Source organism: Rothia koreensis, assembly GCF_052232265.1.
GTDB classification, from domain to species: domain Bacteria; phylum Actinomycetota; class Actinomycetes; order Actinomycetales; family Micrococcaceae; genus Rothia; species Rothia koreensis.
In genome coordinates, this window is record NZ_CP197643.1 from 1,892,499 (window position 1) to 1,912,069 (window position 19,571).

Below are 19,571 nucleotides of genomic sequence, written 5' to 3' on the forward strand. Positions count from 1 at the left end.
TTCCTCCGCGTCAGCCTGGTCGGCGTTCACTGCGCGTCTCCTTCCGGACGGTGATCCCGCTGCGAGTCCGTTCCGCGCCGCTCACGGCGGCCTCCCGACCGTCGGTGGGACACGGACTGCTGCTGATCCTCCCACTGCCCGTAAGCCGTCACGATGTCGCTCACGAGCTGGTGCCGAACGACGTCGACGGCCTCGAGCTGCGAGAAGTGGATGTCCTCGACGTCGTTCAGAATGTTGCGCACCTGCCGCAACCCCGACGCCGAACCGGTCGGCAAATCGACCTGGGTCACATCTCCGGTCACAACGATCTTGGAACCGAACCCCAGGCGCGTCAGGAACATCTTCATCTGCTCGGCCGTGGTGTTCTGGGCCTCGTCCAGGATCACGAACGCATCATTCAGGGTGCGACCACGCATGTACGCCAGGGGTGCCACCTCAATGGTTCCGGCCTCCATCAGGCGCGGGATGGATTCGGGTTCCATCATGTCGTGCAGCGCATCGTAGAGCGGCCGGAGGTAGGGGTCGATCTTCTCATTGAGACTGCCCGGCAGGAACCCGAGGTTCTCCCCCGCTTCCACGGCCGGACGGGTGAGGATGATGCGGTTGACTTCTTTCGACTGAAGGGCCTGCACGGCCTTGGCCATGGCCAAATACGTCTTGCCCGTGCCCGCAGGCCCGATGCCGAAGACGATGGTGTTCGAGTCGATGGCCTCGACGTACTTGGACTGGTTGAGGGTCTTCGGTCGGATCTTGCGTCCGCGAGAAGAAAGAATGTTCTGGGTCATGCTCGGAGAGGCCGCCGACATGTTCTTGATCAGCAAGTCCACCAGTCGTTTGACGACCTCAGCACTGATCACACCTTCCTGGGAAGACAGGACCTCCAATTCCTCGAAGAGCCGAATGACCAGGTCGACCTGCGCCGAGGGGCCGGTGACAACGACGTCGAGTTCCTTGGCCGCCACGGAGACCTCCGTGAAGGACTGCTCGATGATCAGCAACGACGAATCCTGCGGTCCGAGGACCTCCACCATCGACTCTCGGCTTCGGAACGTGTAACTCCTCGAAACGGACAGGGGGCGAGAAGAACCTGGTGTGGATGCTGTCATCAAATGCGGAATAACCTCTCCTTCAAAGGGTTGCGAACCCGCCGTGCTGGGGATCCGGTGATTGTTCCAGACTACCGGTCCCGAGTCAGGGTCACCACGAGTCTCCTCTGACAGCTGAGCGACGGGCTCGGAACACACCGAGGCCACCCGGATACCACCCGACACCGTAGACTGGACCCACGGACCCCGCGGCCCAGAGGCCGCGACCTGATCTGGAGGCCGAGGACATGATCTCACGCGCATGGCGCCCCGCCGCCGGGGTTGTCGCGGGCCTCTTCGTGCTCCCCAGTGTGCTGAGCGGTTGTGGTTTGCTCGATGCCGCGAACCAGGTGGGTGAGTCCGAAGAATCGGCGTCCCCGACCTCGGAGGCCTCGCCGTCGGCCCTCAAGGTTCCGCTGTACTGGATCGGCGCCACCGGCAAATCCTCGTTCCTCTACCGGGAATATCACGACTACAAGGCGGACGACGCCGCGTCGAGGGGCGACGTCGTGGCGACCGCGGTGTCCATGCTGACACGGGTCCAGCCTCGCGACCCCGACTACCACAACCCATGGAATCCCGCGAGCTCGGTCGGATCCTCCATGTCGAAGGACGGAACCCTGACGCTGGACCTGTCCTCCGACGCCTTCGACCACTCGATATCTGCCGACGAGGCCAACCTGGCCGTGCAGCAACTGGTGTACACCGCGACCGCCTCAGCCGCCGTGGGCGGAATCTCGGATGCCGGGCCCAGCACCAAGGTCATCGTGCTGGTCGACGGGCACCGCGGATACAAATTCGGAAATCAGACGCTGGGCCAGACCGTCGTCAGGGACGAAGCCGTCGCGGCCCCGCTGTGGATCATCGATCCGGAGCAGAATTCCGTATTCGGCACCACGACCACGGTCAAAATGGTGGCCACCAATGTGGCGTCCCGGGTCTACTGGGACATCCGCAAGAATGGTTCCGAAGTCGCGGCAGGATCGGAAGATCTCTCCGGCGACGACTCCGGGCTCCAGGAGATTCAGTTCAGCCGAAACCTGGCCGAGGGAGACTACACGATCCGGATCTACATCAAGACCGAGGACCTCAAGGACCCCGGGCTGGCCGTATCGGATCAGGAGGTCAGTCTCTACGACGACCACCAGTTCACGGTCAACAAGTAGACGGCTGTCACTGCCACAGGCCGGTCACGGCGTTGATCACCGCGATCGCCGCCGCCCCGGCCGTGGAGCTCCTCAGGACGTCGTGACCCAGAACTGCGGTTCGGGCACCGACGGATTCGAGGCTCCGAAGTTCTTCCGGACCGATCCCACCTTCCGGGCCGACGACGACGAACAAACGTCCGTCTCCTGAGAAGCCGCGCGAGACCTGCAGGTCGTCCAATACAGCGAGAAGACTCTGCCCGGCCTGCTCGTGGAGAACGATCATCGAGTCCTCGGGACCGACGGCCCGCGCCAACTGGGCGGTCGAGACCAGGTGGTCGACATCAGGTACCAGCGAACGCCGGGCCTGCTTCGCGGCGGCCTTCGTGGTCTTGGCCCATTTCGCGTGTGCCTTGGCGGCGCGGTCCTGTTTCCACCTCACGATGCTGCGGTCTGCCTGCCACGGGACAATGGCTCGGACGCCCAGCTCGGTCGCCATTTCCACGGCCATCAGATCCCGGTCGCCCTTGGCGAGGGCCTGTACGAGAATCACCGGACTCCGCGGGTCCCGTTCGGGTCCCTCCTCGACGGTGATCGCGAGTCCGTCCTGGAGGATCTCGCTCACGGTACCGACGATGCGCCGCCCCTCGCCGTCGACCAGGTCGAGGGCCTCGCCCGCCCCGAGTCGTTTGACCGTCTTGGCGTGATGGCCTTCGTCTCCCGTCAGCTCGAACCGGTCCCCCGGGGCCAAGGCCACGAGGGACTCGGGATCGATGTAGAAAACCGGATGCGTCACGGCGTGCCTCTAGTCCTGGAAGCGGTCGCGCAGGCGGGAGAAGAACCCCTGGCCGGTGTTCTGCAGAGTCTCGCCGACGGCGTCGTCCTCCCCACGCAACTCGGCCAGCCGCTTCAGAAGCTCGCGCTGTTCGTCGTTCAACTTCGACGGGGTCTCGACGTCGAAGTGCACCACGACGTTGCCGCGGCCGTTGCCGCGCAACTTGGTCACGCCCAGGTCGCGGAGCGTAGTGGTCTGGCCGGTCTGCGTACCGGGCTTGACCGTGACGTCCTGAGGGCCGTCGAAGGTCTCGAGGCTGATGGTCGTGCCGAGGGCGGCCGCGGTCATGGGCACCGTCATCGTGGCGTGGAGGTCGTCGCCCTCGCGGGTGAAGGTTTCGTCCGGGTTGACCCGCAGTTCGACGTAGAGGTCGCCATTCGGCCCGCCACCCGTTCCGGCCTCGCCTTGGCCTCCCAGACGGATGCGGGTGCCGGTCGCGACGCCCGCCGGAATCTTGAGGGTCAGGGGCTTGCGCTGGCGAACGCGTCCCTCGCCGTAGCACTCGGGGCAAGGATGCTTGATGACGGTTCCGAAACCGCGGCAGCTCGGGCATTCGGCGGTGGTGACCACGTTGCCCAGAATGGACTGGACCTGGCGCTGAATGTGCCCCTGGCCGTGGCAGACGTCGCAGGTCTCGGGCTCGGTCCCCTTCTCGGTTCCCTGGCCCTCGCACAGCGTGCACGTCACGGCGGTGTCCACCGTGACCTCCTTCTCGGTTCCGAACACGGCATCGCGGAGGCTGACCCGAACGTTGATCAGTGCGTCCTGACCCTGACGGACCCTGCTCTCCGGTCCCCGGGCGCCACCGGCGCCCTGGAAGAAGGTCTCGAAGATGTCCGAGAATCCGAATCCGCTGCCCGGGAATCCGCCGCCGAAGCCGGTATTGTTTCCGTTCTCGTTTCCGGTCGCGTCGTAGACGCGTCGCTTGTCCGGGTCGGAGAGAACGTCATGGGCGTGCGAGACCCGCTTGAATTCCTCAGCGGCCTCCGGCGAGGGGTTCACGTCCGGGTGGAGCGTTCTCGCCTTCTTGCGATACGCCTTTTTGATCTCTTCCGGGCTGGCGTCCCTGGAGACGCCGAGGGTCTGGTAGTGGTCGCTCACTGAACTTCCTTGATCTGCGGTGGGCACCGCGTGGGTTCCAATTCGTCAACGGCTGTGCGTGCCGATTTATTCGTGCAGGATGCGGGAGAGGTACCGCGCGACGGCCCTCACCGCGGACATTGTTCCCGGATAATCCATGCGAGTCGGTCCGACGACGCCCAATTTCGAGGCAAGTTGCGGCCCGTACCCGGTGGCCACCACCGACGCGTCCGACAATGGGCTTTCCGCGTTTTCCCTCCCGATCCTCACGGAGACGCCACGGGCGTCGTCGTCGATCTCGGAGAGCAACCGCAACATCACGACCTGTTCTTCCAGGACATCGAGGATCGGGGCGATGTTGCGATTGAAGTCCTCGGTGGATTCGGCCAGATAGGAGGTGCCTGCCATGAGCAGCCTTTCCTCCTGTTCGTTCCGACCCAGGATAGTCACCATTCCGGCCAGGATCGCGGCGGATTTCTGGTGCATCGGCTCACATCTGGTCACGGCCGGGACCAGTGCTTCCTCGAGTTCGCCGACGGGTTGGTCCAGGATGGCGTCGAGGAACTGCGCGCGCATGGTCTTGAGCGTTTCCTCAGTCAGGTCCTCCGGGACCTCGACCACACGCTGCCCGACTCCGCCACGAGTGGTGATCATCACGACGAGAACGAATTTCGGCGCCATGGTCACCAGCTCCAGGTGACGAACGCGGGCACCGGTCCTGGTCGGATACTGGACGAGAGCAACTTGGCGGGTCAGCTGCGACAACAGCCTGACCGTCTTCTCCATCATCTGGTCGACGTCGTCGGAGGAATCCAGGAAGCTCGAGATCGCACGACGTTCCGCCACGGACAGCGGTTTGACCGACGCGATCTGGTCGACGAATGCCCGGTATCCCTTGTCGGTGGGGATCCTCCCGGCACTCGCATGGGGCGCCATGATCATGCCCGCTTCTTCCAGGGCTGCCATGTCATTGCGAACGGTAGCGCTGGAGACGCCGAGCCGATGCCGATCGACTAATGCTTTGGAGCCGACGGGCTCCCGCGAATGGACGTAGTCCTCGACGATCGCGCTCAGGACGTCGAGCCGGCGCGGCTGATTCACGGTCTCTCTCCCTACTGGCTCGTCCTGGTCATGGTGGCGGAGGGCCATGTGCACTGGCACTCTCCGCGCTCGACTGCTAAGTCTACGCCGCGAAACCGCCGTCGGAAAACGCTTCCGGCGTGCTCAGCTCTCGGCGGAGCGACTATATTGGGTCGGTACCTATGTCCTCGATCCAGGACCGTCATCACACAAGGAGAAGCGCATGGACCGCTACGGATGGGGGCCCCAGGACCTCGGCAGCGCGGGGTTGAGCCACCGTCCCCCTGAGCCGCGGGATCTCGAGGTCAGGCAGGGAATGGTCATCGAAGAGGTCCAATCCGGCTGGGTGGGTGCGGCGGTGTCCCTGCAGTCCGTGGGCGGTCAGCGCGTCGTCGGCCTCGAGGACCGGCACGGCGCCGTACGGTCCTTTCCGCTCGGTGACGGGTTCCTGTATGAAGGCGAGCCGGTGCGTCTGGTGGTCCCGCGGCCGAAGAAGACGACGACGCCGGGGCGCACCCGGTCCGGTTCGGTGGCGGTGCCCGGGGCCAAAGCCCGTACGGCGCGGGCTTCCCGCATGCTGGTCGAGGGGCTCCACGACGCCGAGCTAATCGAGAAGGTCTGGGGAGACGATCTCAGGATCGAAGGCATCGTCGTCGAGCCCATGCACGGCCTGGACCACGTCGAAGAAATCATCGAAGAATTCGCGCCCTCCCCTCAAAGACGCCTCGGAATCCTGGCGGACCATCTGGTCGAGGGAAGCAAGGAGTCGCGGTTGGCCGACCAAGCCATGAAACTGGCCGGGGCCCAGGGGAATGTGCTGTTCGTGGGTCATCCCTACGTGGACGTGTGGGAATCGGTCAAGCCCAAGGCGGTGGGCCTGCGCGAGTGGCCGTCCGTGCCTCGCGGCGAAGACTGGAAGACCGGAATCCTGCGTCGCATCGGTTGGCCCCACGAGACACCTGCACAGCGGGCCAGAGCGTGGAAAAAGATCCTCGCGAGCGTGAACACCTACGCCGACCTCGATCCGGGGATCCTGGGGCCGGTCGAGCACATCATCGACTTCCTGACGGCGGCGCCCGAGCATTGAGGCGCCGAGGTCCCCTTGGCCCGGAAACGACTTCCGTGACATTGTTTGGGGGAATGCATCCCCTTTTGCGGCGACCAGCCGGTAATATTTGAGTGCGTGTCCCCGACACGCATGTATCTGCCCGAAAGACAAGGCGAGGTTTTGACGATCACTTCCACTGATAAGAAGCCACCGTTCGAGGGTGTGTCCGCGAACCCGGAGCCCCTGAGCGTCAAGGATGACCGCTCGATGGCCACGATGGCCCATTTCGGCGGGGTCATCGGGTGCATTCCGGCCGCCATCATCTACTCGACGTTGCGCACCCGCGGCCGTTTCACGGCCCAGGAAGCGCGCGAGGCACTGAACTTCACGTTGCTGCCGTCGGTGATCATCGTTGTCAGTGTCGGGCTGTCGGTCCTGCCCGGCATCGGCTGGATCTTCGGCCTGATCGCCGCGCTCGTCTGGGTCTACCTCGCCGTGTTCTCGCTCATTGCGGGCATCCGGGTCAACAGGGGGAACCCCTACCAGTACAAGTACAACACGCGCACCTTCGACTGGTTCTCGCACCGGAGGCGCTGACAGGCCGGTGCCCCGCCGGGGCACCGAGACCTTTCATGCAGTGAGCTCTCGGACCACGGCGTCGCCCAACAGACGGCCCTCGAGGGTGAGGCGAACGACGTCGTCATTGAGCGCCTGCGGGTCGATCAGACCCTGTTGCGCGAGCCAAGGCGTCCTGTCTCTGCCCTCAGCTCTCAACCGGTTCAGGGGCAGGCCGTCCCGAATCCTGGCAGCCAGCATGACGTCCTCCATGTAGCGCGTGTCCTCGTCGAGAATCTCTCGGGCCGCAGCCGGCGAGGACCGATCACGCAGACGTTGCGCGTACGGCACGGGATGCTTGACATTCCACCACCGGGTCCCGTTGACGTGGGAGTGTGCGCCCGGCCCGATACCCCACCAGTCCTGGTTGTGCCAGTACGCGAGGTTGTGGGCGGAACGTTTCTCCACGGACGCAGCCCAGTTCGAGACCTCGTACCAGCCGTAACCGGCCTCCTCGAACAGGCGGCTGGCCAACAGGTACATGTCGGCCTTCTGGTCGTCGTCGACCGGGGTGTGGACGCCGCGCGCTATCTGTGCTGCCAGCTTGGTCCCGGGCTCCACGATGAGTGAATAAGCGGAAATGTGATCCGGCCGGTAACTGATCGCCGCTTCGACCGACGTCTGCCATTCGTCGAGGGTCTCGCCCGGGGCACCGGAAATCAGATCCACGGAGACCTCGAGGCCGATCTCACGGGCCCAGCCGACGACCTTGGGCACGTTCGCCGGCTCGTGAGTCCGTTCCAGAACTTCGAGGACACGGGGAACGGCCGACTGCATCCCGAAGGAGACCCTGGTGAATCCCGCCTCCTTGAGCGCAACGAGATCCTCGCGCTCCACCGAGTCCGGGTTGGCTTCCGTGGTGACCTCGGCGCCCGATTCCAGTCCGAAGATTTCGATGGCCGTGCCCAGGATCCGCACCAGGTCGTCGGTGGGGATCCGTGTGGGCGTGCCTCCTCCGAAAAAGACCGAGTGCAGCGGCCGGGCTGGCAAGCCCGATTCCTTGAGCACCTTCTCGGCGAAGCGCAATTCCGCGAGGGCATCCCTCACATAGGTGAGGCGCCCGACGTCGTCGCCGAAGTCTTCCTTGGCGTACGTGTTGAAGTCGCAGTATCCGCAGCGCACGGAGCAGTAAGGCACATGGACGTACAGACTGAGGGACCGGCCGTCGGCTCCCTCCAGAACGGAGGCGGGCAACCGCCCGTCGCGGGGTGCGGGGTCTCCCGTGGGTTGGGCCGGGCTCACTTCTTCGCTTTGTCCTTGGTCTCCTCCGAGGAGCTCAGAGCGGCCACGAATGCTTCCTGCGGCACGTCGACCCGTCCGATCGTCTTCATTCGCTTCTTGCCCTCCTTCTGCTTCTCGAGGAGTTTGCGCTTGCGGGAGATGTCGCCGCCGTAGCACTTGGACAAGACGTCCTTGCGGATGGCCCGGATGTTCTCGCGTGCAATGATGCGCGATCCGATGGCCGCCTGGATCGGGACCTCAAATTGCTGCCGAGGAATGAGTTCCTTGAGCTTCGAGGCCATGGAGGTGCCGTAGGCGTACGCCTTGTCCCGGTGCGTGATCGCCGAGAAAGCGTCCACGCGTTCTCCCTGGAGGAGAATGTCGACTTTGACGAGGTCCGATTCCTGCTGCCCGTCGAGCTTCCAGTCCAGGGAGGCGTAGCCGCGAGTCTTGGACTTGAGCTGATCGAAGAAGTCGAACACGATCTCCGCCAACGGAAGCCGATACCGCAGTTCGACGCGTTCCTGCGAAAGATAGTCCATGCCGCCGATCTGACCGCGGCGGGACTGGCACAGTTCCATGATGGCTCCGACGAATTCGCTGGGGGCGATGATCGTGATGGCCACCATGGGTTCCGCGATGGTTTCGAGTTTGCCTTCGGGGAATTCGCTGGGGCTGGTGACCCGCATGGACGAACCGTCCTCCGCGACAACGTCGTAAATGACGTTCGGGGCGGTAGAGATGAGGTCGAGGTTGAATTCCCTCTCCAGCCGCTCGCGCACGATCTCCAGGTGGAGCAGGCCCAGAAAACCGCAACGGAACCCGAATCCGAGCGCACCGGAGGTCTCGGGCTCGTACATGAGGGCGGCATCGTTGAGCTTGAGCTTGTCCAAAGCATCACGCAGCACGGGATAATCGGACCCATCGATCGGGAACAGCCCCGAGAACACCATGGGTTTGGGGTCCTCGTAGCCACCGAGCGGCTCATCGGCCGGCTTCTTCCCGTCCGTGACGGTGTCCCCGACTCGGGACTGCCGGACGTCCTTCACACCCGTGATCAGATACCCGACCTCCCCCACACCGAGGCCGTCGGTGGCCTTCGGCTCGGGAGATATCACGCCGATCTCCAGAAGTTCGTGCTCGGCACCCGTGGACATCATGGCGATCCGTTGCCTCGGATTCAGCTTGCCGTCGACCACGCGGACGTAAGTCACCACACCGCGGTAGGAGTCGTACACGGAATCGAAGATCATCGCTCGGGCCGGTGCGTCCGCGTCGCCTTCGGGGGCAGGAATCTCCCGAACGATTCGGTCCAGGAGTTCCTCCACGCCTTCACCGGTCTTGCCCGAGACCCTCAGGACGTCCTCGGGCTCGCCGCCGATCAGGTTGGCGATTTCCTCGGCGTACTTGTCCGGCTGGGCCGCGGGCAGATCGATCTTGTTCAGCACGGGGATGATGACCAGATCACTCTCCATGGCCAGATACAGGTTGGCCAACGTCTGGGCCTCGATTCCCTGTGCAGCGTCCACGAGAAGGAGCGCGCCTTCGCACGCGTCGAGGGAACGGGATACCTCGTAGGTGAAGTCCACGTGGCCCGGCGTGTCGATCATGTTCAACGCGTAGGAGGTCCCGTCGACCTCCCAGGGCATGCGCACGGCCTGAGACTTGATGGTGATGCCGCGTTCGCGCTCGATGTCCATGCGGTCCAGGTACTGCGCCTTCATCTCCCGCGGGGTCAGGACACCGGTGGCTTGGAGCATCCTGTCGGCGAGGGTCGACTTGCCGTGGTCGATGTGGGCGATGATGCAGAAGTTGCGCAGAATCGCCGGATCGGTTGCGGCGGGCCGTGGGGCCTGACTCGCCTGAGGTGCCACGGATGTCTTCCTTTCCTGGATGGACGCACACGGGTGCAGATTGTATCCCAGTTTCCCATGTTTTCGCGCGGGGTGCGAAGTTCTCCCCTAAGCTTGGGGGCATGAATGTCGACGCGAACACGATCAGCCGTATTTTCAGGCTGACCAGGAAGGTCTTTCGTCAGGTCAGGAAGGCGCAGAACCCATCCGGACGTTCCGGTCACAGCGGCGGCCCGCGAGGTAACCGGCGTGGGGCCGCGCAGGGATACAACGGTGACTACACGGGTCGAGTCACCGCGACTTACTCCCCCAACCCGGATGGTCGGCCCGATCCAGGAGAGATTGTGTGGACGTGGGTCCCCTTCGAAGAGGATTACTCGAAAGGCAAGGACCGGCCCGTGCTGCTCGTCGGTCGCGACGGTGACGACCTCCTTGCCCTGATGCTGACGAGCAAAGACCACAACAACCCGGCCCACCATGATGACCGGTACATGGATATCGGAACCGGACCTTGGGACCGCCAGGGACGGCCCTCGGAGGTCAACGTGGACCGGGTCATCCGGGTCCAGGCCGAGAACGTCCGTCGCGAGGGCGCGACCCTCGACCGTCGGCGGTTCGACGACGTCGTCGGGCGCCTGAACTCCCGCCGGTAGCGTGCGTATCGAATACTGTGGGTGACGCCCGCGGGGTGGCATACGTCATCGCGTGTCCGCTCTGGCTCGGTCCGCGAGCCTCTGATAAACTCGACAGCTGTGTGTCCGATGGTCATCGGGCACTGCGGGCCGGATTGCCATAGGCATCCCCACGCCGCTCAGTCAAGATCCGGCTCGTTTGCCCTCACTGACCTATTAGACAAAACAGAAAGTTTTTAAGTGGCTAACATCAAGTCTCAGAAAAAGCGCGTCCTGACCAACGAGAAGGCACGCCTCCGCAACAACGCCTACAAGTCGGAGTTGCGGACTGCCGTTCGCAAGGTCAACACCGCTGTGCAGGCCGGCAACAAGGAAGAGGCCGACCAGGCCCTTCGTCTTGCCAGCAAGAAGTTCGACAAGGCTGTGAGCAAGGGTGTTCTGCACAAGAACAACGCTGCGAACAAGAAGTCGGGCCTCAGCAAGCGGGTCAACGCTCTGTCTTAGTCTGCAGCTAGAGAAGTGAGCCGAAGGGCCCCTCCGTTCTCGGAGGGGCCCTTCGTTGTCTCACGCGGCGTTCGTCGGTTTCTTCCGATCCGCCCCCTACCTGCGGGATCCGGCGGTGGAAAGATTCAGAACCGCACGTTCCAAGGCATAGACGGGATCCTGCGCCTCTCCTTTGACCTGGGCGTCTGCCGTGGCGAGACCGCGGATGACGTGGCTCAGTGACTCGGAACTGAACCTCCTCGCGTCCCGTTGGGCCTGTTCGACCTGCCACGGGGCCATGCCCAACGATTTCGCCAGAGAATTCGGGTTCTCCCGCCGCCCATGGACCTGGGCGATGTGTCTGACGCGCGCCGCGAGGGCCCCGACCAGCGGAACGGGGTCTACCCCGGAGTCCAGGGCCTGCCTCAGTGCCCGGAGCGCAAATCCGCTGTTGCCGCCGACCGCGGCATCCGCAACCTTGAACGCGGTGACCTCGACCCGTCCGCCATAGTACTTTTCGACAACCTGGTCGGTGATCGTGGCCGGGCCATCGGCGATCAACTGGTGGCAGGCGGCCGCAAGTTCGGAGACGTCGCTCCCGGCGGCAGCGATCAGCATGCGGGCGGCATCCGGTTCGATGCGCCTCTGCTCGACCCGGAATGTGTGGTGAACGAAGTCCGTCTTGTCCCGATCCGTTTTGAGAGGCTTGCACTCGATCACCGGGTGCCCTTGCTTCTTCAAGGAGTCGATGAGCCTCTTGCCTCGATTTCCGCCACCGTGGTGCAGGATCACGACCGATTCCGGATCCGAGGCTTCCACGTAGGGTACTGCCTCCGCCAGAAAATCGTCATTCATCTTTTCGACCTCGGAGACGACGACCACCCGTGCGTCTCCGAACAAGGACGGGCTGGTGGCCATCGCCAACGAGCCCGAAGAGTAGTCCTTGGCCGACATCTCGTGAACTTCGACGTCACCGCGCGATGCCCGGACCTCGGCCACGATGCGCCGTCGCGCTTGGGCGGCGAAATACTCCTCGGGGCCGTAGAGCAGGATCACGGGCCCGGGCTCGACGTCACGCCACGTGGGTCCCGTGGATTCACGATTGCTTCGGCGAGGTGGCACTGGCATCTCCGGAGGATAGGAACGGTGGAGCGAAACGGACCGATCGGTCACACATCTGAGGCGAGTCGGCGGCCCGGATCGTTTCCATACTATGGCTTCGGGCCGGGTCCAGACGAACAATGATGAGGGCGGAAACTGTGCTGAGCAGCGTGGCGATCGCGACGGGTGCGAGTCCCCCAAGGGCGGGGATGCGAGCCCCAGGCCACCGCGCCACGACCTCTGCGACGCTCTCAATCCAGCCAGCACCCCATCCCGCGCACATCGTCGTGGCGTCGGCCACTAGGGGCAACGGTGTGGCAAGTATCCCGACGATCGCGCAGACCGTGGCGACCGGAACCACGGGTGCGACCGCCACGTTGGCCGCAACCGAATACCCGCTCCAGAACCCACTGACCCACAGGAGAACCGGCGTGCACCACAGGGTCGCCACGATTGTCATGGCCACCACGTCCGCGACGATCTCGGGCAGGACCACGGACAGAATCCTCTGCGCCGAAGGCCCTTGGAGCAGGATTCCGGCGGTGGCCAGAGCCGAGAGAATGAACCCCACATTGCCCGCCATCGAGGCATCCGCGCACAGCAATGCGATGATGCTGAACCAGAGAGTCGCACTCGCCGTTCGTCCCCGCCCGAGAACCATCGCAGTTCCGCTCAAAAGTCCCATGGATGTGGCTCGCAGAACGGACGGTTCCGGTCCCACGAGTGCTGCGTAACCGCCGACGACGACGCCGCCCACCGCGAGCGTCACAGCACGCGGACAGCGTGTCCAGCGCAGTGATTGCACGCCGAGAAGGAACACGAGTGCCACGTTGGATCCGCTGACCGCCGTCAGATGGGTCAGGCCCGCTGTTCTGAGCGCTTCCTTGGCTCCCGCCGAGAGGGCGGAATCATCGCCGTAGGCCATCCCCGTGACGAGGGCTGCAGTATCCGGTGTCAGCAGGCGGGAGGTTCTTGCGGACATCGTGTCCCGCATTCTTGCTCTCCACCACTGATCCGGACGGGTCCGGGAGTCGTTTCCGGCGGGAGACGTGAGCTGTGCAGAGACAATCCGGAGGTCAGGAGGCCCTGCGTCGTGTCGGAGCGGTACGGCCGTGACCTGGTAGGTGCCCGGCTGAGGCCCACCCATCGCTTCCTGTACATGACCCGCCCCGAACCTCGCGGTATCTCTGTTCGCGTGCGGAGCCCCTTCTCCCCCGGATCTCGCGGATGTCGGCCACCACGTGGTTACCCTCACAGATCCGGAGGCCCTTTCGCCCCCTGATTCGATGGCGACCACGCGGGCGTTCACCCCTGGAGCGTGGTTGTACCGTACCGCCCTGGCGCGCCGGTCCGGCTCAACGACGAGGTCCAACCGGGCCGTAGTTGTTCCCTCGGCGGCGACTCGGAGCGCGCGGTGAAGGTCCGAAGCAGGCGGAAGCGCGAACCAGAGGACTGAACCTGCCGCCACGCACATCGTCGACATGGCGGCCAGGCATCCGGACAGGACCTGAGCGCGTGCCCACCCGCGGCTGGCTGTCAGGGCGGCGGCCCCGGCTCCGGCGGCTCCCAGGATCCAGAACATCACGACGACGGGAAACTGATGTCCCGATCCCGTCACGCCGACCCAGGCCGCCGTGCACCACGAGGCGGCCGCGGCAGGCAGCAACCGGAGGTCCAGCACTCCACCCGGCCTCATACCGTGACCAGGGGTTCCAGCGACGCCAAGAGTATCGGCCCTATCCCGGGCACGGCGTCCAAATCCGAGACGGATCGGAACGGCCCGGACTGATTTCGCCAGTCCACGATGCGCTGAGCCAGTTTCGGACCGACCTTGGGCAGCGTCTGGAGTTCCTCGACGCTGGCCCTGTTCAGGTTGACCTTGCCGTGCGACGTCGCGCCGGGAGCCCCGCTCGACGCAGACGCCCCCGGACCTGGCGCAGTACCCGTCCCCGAGGCCCGAACGGATTCGGCTTCGGCATGGGTCGGGACGCGAATTTGTTGCCCCCCCCCCCGAGAAACCGTCTCCGCGAGATTCATGGCGTCCAGGTCCGCGTCGCCGGACGGACCGCCCGCTGCCCGGAGGGCATCATCGACGAGAGCGCCCTCCGGCACGTGCACCAGCCCCGGCCGGTTCACGGCACCGATGACATGCACGACAACGTCGCCCTCCCCGTCGCGCTCCGCGCCCTCCCCAGCCCCTCCGGTCCGGCCTGCGTCCGAGCCATGGGACCGATCCGGTGCCGCGCCGGTCGCAGCGGTCGAGGCCCCGGGGTTCCAGGGCACTGGCGTGCCGGAAACCATGACCTTCGCGCCCTCGAAGGACGTGTCACGCGGGCTCACGACAAAGGAAACGAGGAGACCGAGGGCCGCCAGACACACCAGGCCGAGCACCGCTCGGGGCGACACGAACCACCGGACGCCGCCGGTATTCCTCGACGCGTCCAGGTCGGTGCCCGGTGCGTCCCGCGGCGAGGCCTCTTCCGCGACGCCGTCGGTTTCGCGTGCCCTGGCACGGGCCATCATCGCTTCGAGTCGCTCTCGTGCTTCGGGCCTTCCGACGCGACGGGCCGTGTGGACGCGGCGCCGACGGACCGAGCCACCGGGCCGGGATGTCCGGGAAGGGTCCACGTGTCCTTGCTGTTGCATGCCGGCATCGTAGGTACACGTTGGGCTCCCGGACGCAGGCGCTTGACGCCATTGTCCCGGAATTGTGGAGGGGCCCGATGGTTTGTTGCCGGCTCAGCGCTCTGTGGAGGACAATCCGGGCACCCAGCGGGACGGAACGCTGACGGCACAGACGGGACCGAGACCCGTGTGCACAGCCAAAACCGGTGGGATGTTCGAGCGAAGAATCTGAATCGACTCCCCGAACTCACTGCGCAGCCTCTCGACCAGCAGGTCGGCCAGGCTGCCACCATAGAAATCCTGCAGGGCGACGACGGCCCGGCCATCACCACGGCTCGACAGGTCGGCGTCCTTCGCCACCGCGGTCGAAGCATCCTCGATCACGAGCTCGATGAGTCTCTTGACCGCCGCTGTTTCCTGGCGGGGCCGCTCAAGGTACTTGAGCTTCCCGTCCGCGATGGTCGCGATCGGGCGAATGCTGAACATCTGCCCGACCATGGCGAGGCTCTTCGGGATTCGCCCGCTCCTGGCGAGGGCATCGAGTCGTGGAACGTAGAAGATGAGCCGGGCAGACTGCGCGGCCTCGATCGCGGCCCGTTCGACCTCGTCCGGCCCGCCGCCGGCCCGTGCGGCGTCCAGGGCCGCAGCCACGGCGAATCCTTGCCCCATGGCCGCGCTGCGTGAATCGACCACGCGCACGGGTACGGGCGCCTGACGAGCACTTCCACGAGCCGAGTCGACGGTCCCCGACAATTCCCCCGAGAGATGGATCGAGACGATGTGTTCGTGCCCGTCCGCGGCGAGCGCCTCGTACACGGAGGCGAAGGCACCCGGAGATGGTCGCGACGTCGTCATGCGCCGGCCCTCGGCCGTGGCGACCACCAGGCGTTCCTGGACGCCGGGGTCGTCATTGTTCGTGTAGATCTGGCTGTCGATCATCAGCGGCAGCGAGATCCGTGCGAACCCACCGTCCTCGGCCCAGCGCTCGGTCACGGACGGATCGAGCCCCGCCGCCGAGTCCGTCACCACGGCGACCCGGCGGCGAGGCTCGATTCCGGTATTCATCGTTTCAGCCTAGACCACGATGTTCACGAGTTTCGGCTCGCGCACGATGACCTTGCGAATCGGCGCTTCGCCGATGTGCTTCCGGACCGCGTCGTCCTCGAGAGCCAGGCGCTCGAGTTCTTCGGCGTCGATATTCTTGGAAACCTCGAGGCGGGCGCGAACCTTCCCCTTGATCTGGACCACGGCCGTGACCGTGTCCTCCACCAGGAGCATCGGGTCGACGGTCGGCCAACCGGCCGTCAGGACCGGGGTGTCGTGGCCCAGCTCGTGCCAGAGATCTTCCGCGGTGTACGGAGCGTAGAGCGAGAGCAGGACAGCCACGGCCTCGCTCGCTTCCCGGACTGCAGGATCGGAGGTGCCTGGTCCCGAATCGATCGCCTTGCGGGTCGCGTTGACCAGTTCCATGGTCTTGGCCACGACGACGTTGAACTTGTGCGCATCCACCGCCTGCTCGGCCTCGTGGATGGTCTTGTGGGTGACTCGGCGCAGTGCCTCGTCCCCGCCGTCCGCGGCAGTGTCCGGATCGGACGAAACGTCCTGTCCGAGCCGCCAGGCGCGGGCCAGGAACTTGCCGGCGCCTCCGGGAGAGACGTCTGCCCAGTCGACGTCGTCCTCGGGCGGGGACGCGAAGACCATGGTGGTGCGGACCGCGTCCACCCCGTACTCGTTGAGCTGCTGGCCGAGATCCACCCCGTTGCCGAGGGACTTGGACATGGCCTTGCCCTGGTTGAGCACCTGGCCCTGGTTCAGCAGGGCACGGAACGGTTCGTCGTAGTCCAGGTACCCCAGGTCGCGAATGACCTTGACGAAGAACCTGGAGTAGAGCAGGTGAAGGATCGCGTGCTCGACGCCGCCCACGTACTGGTCGACCGGCTCCCACCGGCGAAGTGCATCGGGGTCGAAGGCGCCTGTCTCGAGATTAGGCGACACGAAGCGGAGGAAGTACCAGGAAGAGTCCACGAAGGTGTCCATCGTGTCAGTGTCGCGCTGTGCGGGTCCCGAGCAGTTCGGGCATTCGACGTTGACCCAGTCCTTGGCCGCGGCCAGAGGCGACTGCCCCTTGGGCGCCAGGTCCTCGCCCTTGAGATCGGACGGAAGCCGCACCGGCAGTTGGTCTTCAGGGACCGGGACCTCACCGCACTGGGCGCAATGGATGATCGGGATGGGTGCGCCCCAGAATCGCTGGCGAGAGAGCAACCAGTCGCGGAGCCGGAAGATGGTCTGGCCCTCGCCGTGTCCCTTCTCCTCGAGCAGAGCGATGGCCCGGGATATGGCTTCTTCCTTGCCCAATCCGTTCAGGGGCCCCGAGTTGACCAGCGTCCCGGCGCCGGTCGTGGCCTCTCCCGTGTCCGCCGGGTCGCCTTCCCCTGTGTCCACCACGACCCGCACGGGCAGGTCGAAGGCTCGGGCGAAGTCCAGGTCGCGCTGATCGTGGGCGGGTACCGCCATGATGGCGCCCGTACCGTAGTCGGCGAGCACGTAGTCGGCGGCCCAGATCGGCAGTTCCTCGCCGGTCAGCGGGTTCACCGCGGTGCGGCCGAGGAAGACCCCGGTCTTGGGGCGATCGCTCGACTGACGCTCGATGTCGGAGAAGGCCTTGACCTCTTCCCTGTACGCATCCAGAGCCTCGGCCTGCTCCTCCGCGACCAAGTCCAGAGCGAGCTCGGAATCCGCAGCCACCACGAAGAACGTATTGCCGTACAGGGTGTCGGGACGGGTCGTGAAGACCGAGAGTTCGTCGGCGGGCTTACCGCCACCCGCGTTGATCGTGAAGCGAACCTGGGCGCCCTCGGAGCGGCCGATCCAGTTGCGCTGCATGGCCAGCACCCGATCCGGCCAGTGGCCCTCGAGCTGTTCCATGTCGTCCAGGAGCTGGTCGGCGTACTCGGTGATCCTGAAGTACCACTGGTTCAGGGACTTCTTCGTCACCTGCGTCCCGCAACGCTCGCAGGCCCCGTTGACCACCTGCTCGTTGGCGAGCACCGTCTGGTCCTTGGGGCACCAATTGACCGGCGAATCCTTCCGGTAGGCCAAGCCCTTGGAGTAGAACTGCTGGAACAACCATTGGGTCCACCGGTAGTACTCGGGGTCCGAGGTGTGCAGCCGTCGGGACCAATCCACCGCGATCCCGTACCGCTTGAACGACGCCGCCTGCGTCTCGATGTTCTTGTAGGTCCACTCCGCAGGGTGAGTGTTGTTCTTGATGGCCGCGTTCTCCGCGGGGAGGCCGAAGGAGTCCCATCCGATCGGGTGCAGGACGTCGTAACCCTTCTGCATCCAGAAGCGGCTGACCACGTCACCCATCGCGAAGGCCTCCGCGTGCCCCATGTGAAGATCTCCCGAAGGGTACGGGAACATGTCCAGGACGTATCGGCGTTCCTTGGAACCGTCGTCGAGCGGGGCGAAGACGTTCTCGCGCTCCCAGTAGTCCGCCCACGTGGCTTCCATCGAGGCGAAATCGTAGGACTTCTCCTCGGCGTCTCGTGAGGGATTCTCTCCAACCGTCTGCGGCACAGTGTTTCCTTTGCGCTTGTCTGTGGTGAAAGTCCGTGTTCCGGGCACGCTCCCGCCTGGACATCTCATCAGGGTTGCTCACAGTCTAACGTGTCGGCGCGTCCCCGCCCGATTCGCTTGTAAGGTGATGACCGGTTGCCCGTGCCTACGGCGGGCACCGTTTCCCTACCCCAGGAGCCCCAGCGTGCCACGTTCCCGGAGAATTCCTCAGACCCCGGCGCCCTCGCGTCCCACGACAGTCTTCGAGAAGACACCCGTCGGCGGGCTTTTTCCCCACGAGGCGGAATTCGCGAGCAACGGCGCCCGCGTGCGCTACTGGACCTACACGGGGCGTGATTCCCGGGACGAGGACGCCGTGATGTTGATGGTCCACGGATTCCGCGGAGACCACCACGGCCTCGCCCTGATCGCCGAGGCTCTGGCCTCGCGGTGGGACGTCGTGGTCCCGGACCTTCCCGGGTTCGGAAAATCCGAGCCCCTCACGACACGTGAACACGATGTCGCGGCCTACGCCGACGTCGTCTCCGACCTTGTGCAGCTGATCGGCAGTCGCCCGGTCGTGCTGGTCGGACATTCCTTCGGGTCCGTGGTTGCCGCCGCCGTCGCCGCCCAACGCCCAGCCCCCGTGGCGGGTCTGGCCCTGATCAATCCGATCTGCGAACCCGCGCTGGAATCCTCCGCACGGATCCCTTCCCTGGCCGCGGCCGCGTTCTACCGCGTGTGCGCTGCCCTCCCCGGCCGGTGGGGCAACGCGCTCGTCAGATCGTCCGTCGTGACCCGGATTTCCTCGCTGCTCATGATGAAGACCGAGGACCCGGAGTTGCGGCGCTTCATCAACGGCCAGCACGATGCCTATTTCGGCAGCTTCGCATCCCGCACCGTGGTGCTCGAGGCCTACAGGGCATCGATCCGGGACACCGTTCGGGACTCCGCCCCGCGAGTCGCCGTGCCGACCCTCCTGGTGGCTGCCGAAAAGGACGATCTCGGGTCCGTTCCCGGTCAGGAAAGTCTCGCCCACACGTTCCCGAACGCCCGGCTTGAGGTGATCCCTGACGTCGGCCATCTCATTCACTACGAGACGCCGCGCAGGGCGGCGGCGATGATCGACGGATTCGCCGACGAGCTGGAACTCGCCCAGAACGGCTCGTCCCCGACCACGCGGAGACCGGAGGCCGCACGATGACGCACC

General features: G+C 65.1%; 17 protein-coding genes. 6 read left to right on the forward strand and 11 right to left on the reverse strand.

What is annotated here, in order from left to right:
• Window positions 1-26 precede the first annotated feature (26 nt).
• Window positions 27-1,106, reverse strand: a complete 1,080-nt coding sequence (locus ACTSLZ_RS08420) for a PhoH family protein (protein ID WP_238692301.1) — start codon at window positions 1,104-1,106, stop codon at window positions 27-29.
• A 227-nt stretch (window positions 1,107-1,333) separates the two neighbouring features.
• Between ACTSLZ_RS08420 and ACTSLZ_RS08425 the strand changes: the two genes are divergently transcribed.
• Window positions 1,334-2,251 carry a GerMN domain-containing protein gene (locus tag ACTSLZ_RS08425; protein WP_443094705.1) on the forward strand — a complete coding sequence of 306 codons (918 nt, stop codon included), beginning with the start codon at window positions 1,334-1,336 and terminating at the stop codon, window positions 2,249-2,251.
• 7 nt (window positions 2,252-2,258) lie between these two features.
• Here ACTSLZ_RS08425 and ACTSLZ_RS08430 read toward each other — a convergent pair whose 3' ends face one another.
• From ACTSLZ_RS08430 to hrcA, 3 genes are all read right to left on the reverse strand, one after another.
• The gene (locus ACTSLZ_RS08430; protein WP_443094706.1) at window positions 2,259-3,026 is read right to left on the reverse strand and encodes a 16S rRNA (uracil(1498)-N(3))-methyltransferase; all 768 of its coding nucleotides are present in this window, start codon (window positions 3,024-3,026) and stop codon (window positions 2,259-2,261) included.
• A gap of 9 nt (window positions 3,027-3,035) precedes the next feature.
• Window positions 3,036-4,166, reverse strand: coding sequence for a molecular chaperone DnaJ (dnaJ, locus tag ACTSLZ_RS08435; protein ID WP_129314410.1), 1,131 nt, complete (start codon window positions 4,164-4,166; stop codon window positions 3,036-3,038).
• 66 nt (window positions 4,167-4,232) lie between these two features.
• On the reverse strand, window positions 4,233-5,246 hold the full coding sequence (gene hrcA, locus ACTSLZ_RS08440; protein WP_443094707.1) for a heat-inducible transcriptional repressor HrcA: 1,014 nt from the start codon (window positions 5,244-5,246) through the stop codon (window positions 4,233-4,235).
• 202 nt (window positions 5,247-5,448) lie between these two features.
• On the opposite strand from hrcA, the gene ACTSLZ_RS08445 reads away from it, so the two are divergent.
• Window positions 5,449-6,312, forward strand: coding sequence for a DUF3097 family protein (locus ACTSLZ_RS08445; protein ID WP_129314412.1), 864 nt, complete (start codon window positions 5,449-5,451; stop codon window positions 6,310-6,312).
• A 141-nt stretch (window positions 6,313-6,453) separates the two neighbouring features.
• Window positions 6,454-6,870 carry a DUF4870 domain-containing protein gene (locus tag ACTSLZ_RS08450; protein WP_238692278.1) on the forward strand — a complete coding sequence of 139 codons (417 nt, stop codon included), beginning with the start codon at window positions 6,454-6,456 and terminating at the stop codon, window positions 6,868-6,870.
• Between the two features lie 33 nt (window positions 6,871-6,903).
• Here ACTSLZ_RS08450 and hemW read toward each other — a convergent pair whose 3' ends face one another.
• Both hemW and lepA read right to left on the reverse strand, forming a co-directional pair.
• The gene (gene hemW / locus ACTSLZ_RS08455) at window positions 6,904-8,130 is read right to left on the reverse strand and encodes a radical SAM family heme chaperone HemW (RefSeq protein ID WP_443094708.1); all 1,227 of its coding nucleotides are present in this window, start codon (window positions 8,128-8,130) and stop codon (window positions 6,904-6,906) included.
• Window positions 8,127-9,983, reverse strand: coding sequence for a translation elongation factor 4 (lepA, locus tag ACTSLZ_RS08460; protein ID WP_178979847.1), 1,857 nt, complete (start codon window positions 9,981-9,983; stop codon window positions 8,127-8,129). Before lepA ends, hemW begins: the two co-directional genes overlap by 4 nt.
• Before the next feature lie 101 nt (window positions 9,984-10,084).
• Here lepA and ACTSLZ_RS08465 point away from each other — a divergent pair, with 101 nt between their 5' ends.
• Together ACTSLZ_RS08465 and rpsT are read left to right on the forward strand one after the other, a co-directional pair.
• Window positions 10,085-10,615 (forward strand): type II toxin-antitoxin system PemK/MazF family toxin, encoded by a 531-nt coding sequence (locus ACTSLZ_RS08465; protein WP_443094709.1) that lies wholly within the window; start codon window positions 10,085-10,087, stop codon window positions 10,613-10,615.
• 219 nt (window positions 10,616-10,834) lie between these two features.
• Window positions 10,835-11,098, forward strand: coding sequence for a 30S ribosomal protein S20 (gene rpsT / locus ACTSLZ_RS08470; protein ID WP_129314416.1), 264 nt, complete (start codon window positions 10,835-10,837; stop codon window positions 11,096-11,098).
• A 96-nt stretch (window positions 11,099-11,194) separates the two neighbouring features.
• On the opposite strand, the gene holA is transcribed toward rpsT, so the two are convergent.
• The 5 genes from holA to leuS all read right to left on the reverse strand — a co-directional run bounded on the left by holA (window position 11,195) and on the right by leuS (window position 18,451).
• Window positions 11,195-12,205: a DNA polymerase III subunit delta gene (gene holA, locus ACTSLZ_RS08475; protein ID WP_443094710.1), complete on the reverse strand. Its 1,011-nt coding sequence runs from the start codon at window positions 12,203-12,205 to the stop codon at window positions 11,195-11,197.
• On the reverse strand, window positions 12,174-13,874 hold the full coding sequence (locus ACTSLZ_RS08480) for a ComEC/Rec2 family competence protein (RefSeq protein WP_443094711.1): 1,701 nt from the start codon (window positions 13,872-13,874) through the stop codon (window positions 12,174-12,176). Before ACTSLZ_RS08480 ends, holA begins: the two co-directional genes overlap by 32 nt.
• Window positions 13,871-14,806 (reverse strand): helix-hairpin-helix domain-containing protein, encoded by a 936-nt coding sequence (locus tag ACTSLZ_RS08485; RefSeq protein WP_443094712.1) that lies wholly within the window; start codon window positions 14,804-14,806, stop codon window positions 13,871-13,873. Before ACTSLZ_RS08485 ends, ACTSLZ_RS08480 begins: the two co-directional genes overlap by 4 nt.
• A 111-nt stretch (window positions 14,807-14,917) precedes the next feature.
• Window positions 14,918-15,868 carry a DegV family protein gene (locus ACTSLZ_RS08490; protein WP_443094713.1) on the reverse strand — a complete coding sequence of 317 codons (951 nt, stop codon included), beginning with the start codon at window positions 15,866-15,868 and terminating at the stop codon, window positions 14,918-14,920.
• Between the two features lie 9 nt (window positions 15,869-15,877).
• Window positions 15,878-18,451 (reverse strand): leucine--tRNA ligase, encoded by a 2,574-nt coding sequence (gene leuS, locus ACTSLZ_RS08495; protein WP_443094714.1) that lies wholly within the window; start codon window positions 18,449-18,451, stop codon window positions 15,878-15,880.
• Window positions 18,452-18,566: 115 nt separating this feature from the next.
• Here leuS and ACTSLZ_RS08500 point away from each other — a divergent pair, with 115 nt between their 5' ends.
• A complete protein-coding gene (locus ACTSLZ_RS08500; protein WP_443094715.1) occupies window positions 18,567-19,565 on the forward strand; it encodes an alpha/beta fold hydrolase in 999 nt (332 codons plus the stop codon).
• Window positions 19,566-19,571 lie beyond the last annotated feature (6 nt).

Coding starts and splice junctions, on each gene's coding strand:
- holA (WP_443094710.1), bottom strand. CDS start 12,205: ATGCCAGTGCCACCTCGCCGAAGCAATCGTGAATCCACGGGACCCACG.
- ACTSLZ_RS08490 (WP_443094713.1), bottom strand. CDS start 15,868: ATGAATACCGGAATCGAGCCTCGCCGCCGGGTCGCCGTGGTGACGGAC.
- ACTSLZ_RS08445 (WP_129314412.1), top strand. CDS start 5,449: ATGGACCGCTACGGATGGGGGCCCCAGGACCTCGGCAGCGCGGGGTTG.
- ACTSLZ_RS08420 (WP_238692301.1), bottom strand. CDS start 1,106: ATGACAGCATCCACACCAGGTTCTTCTCGCCCCCTGTCCGTTTCGAGG.
- ACTSLZ_RS08480 (WP_443094711.1), bottom strand. CDS start 13,874: ATGAGGCCGGGTGGAGTGCTGGACCTCCGGTTGCTGCCTGCCGCGGCC.
- ACTSLZ_RS08425 (WP_443094705.1), top strand. CDS start 1,334: ATGATCTCACGCGCATGGCGCCCCGCCGCCGGGGTTGTCGCGGGCCTC.
- ACTSLZ_RS08465 (WP_443094709.1), top strand. CDS start 10,085: ATGAATGTCGACGCGAACACGATCAGCCGTATTTTCAGGCTGACCAGG.
- leuS (WP_443094714.1), bottom strand. CDS start 18,451: ATGAGATGTCCAGGCGGGAGCGTGCCCGGAACACGGACTTTCACCACA.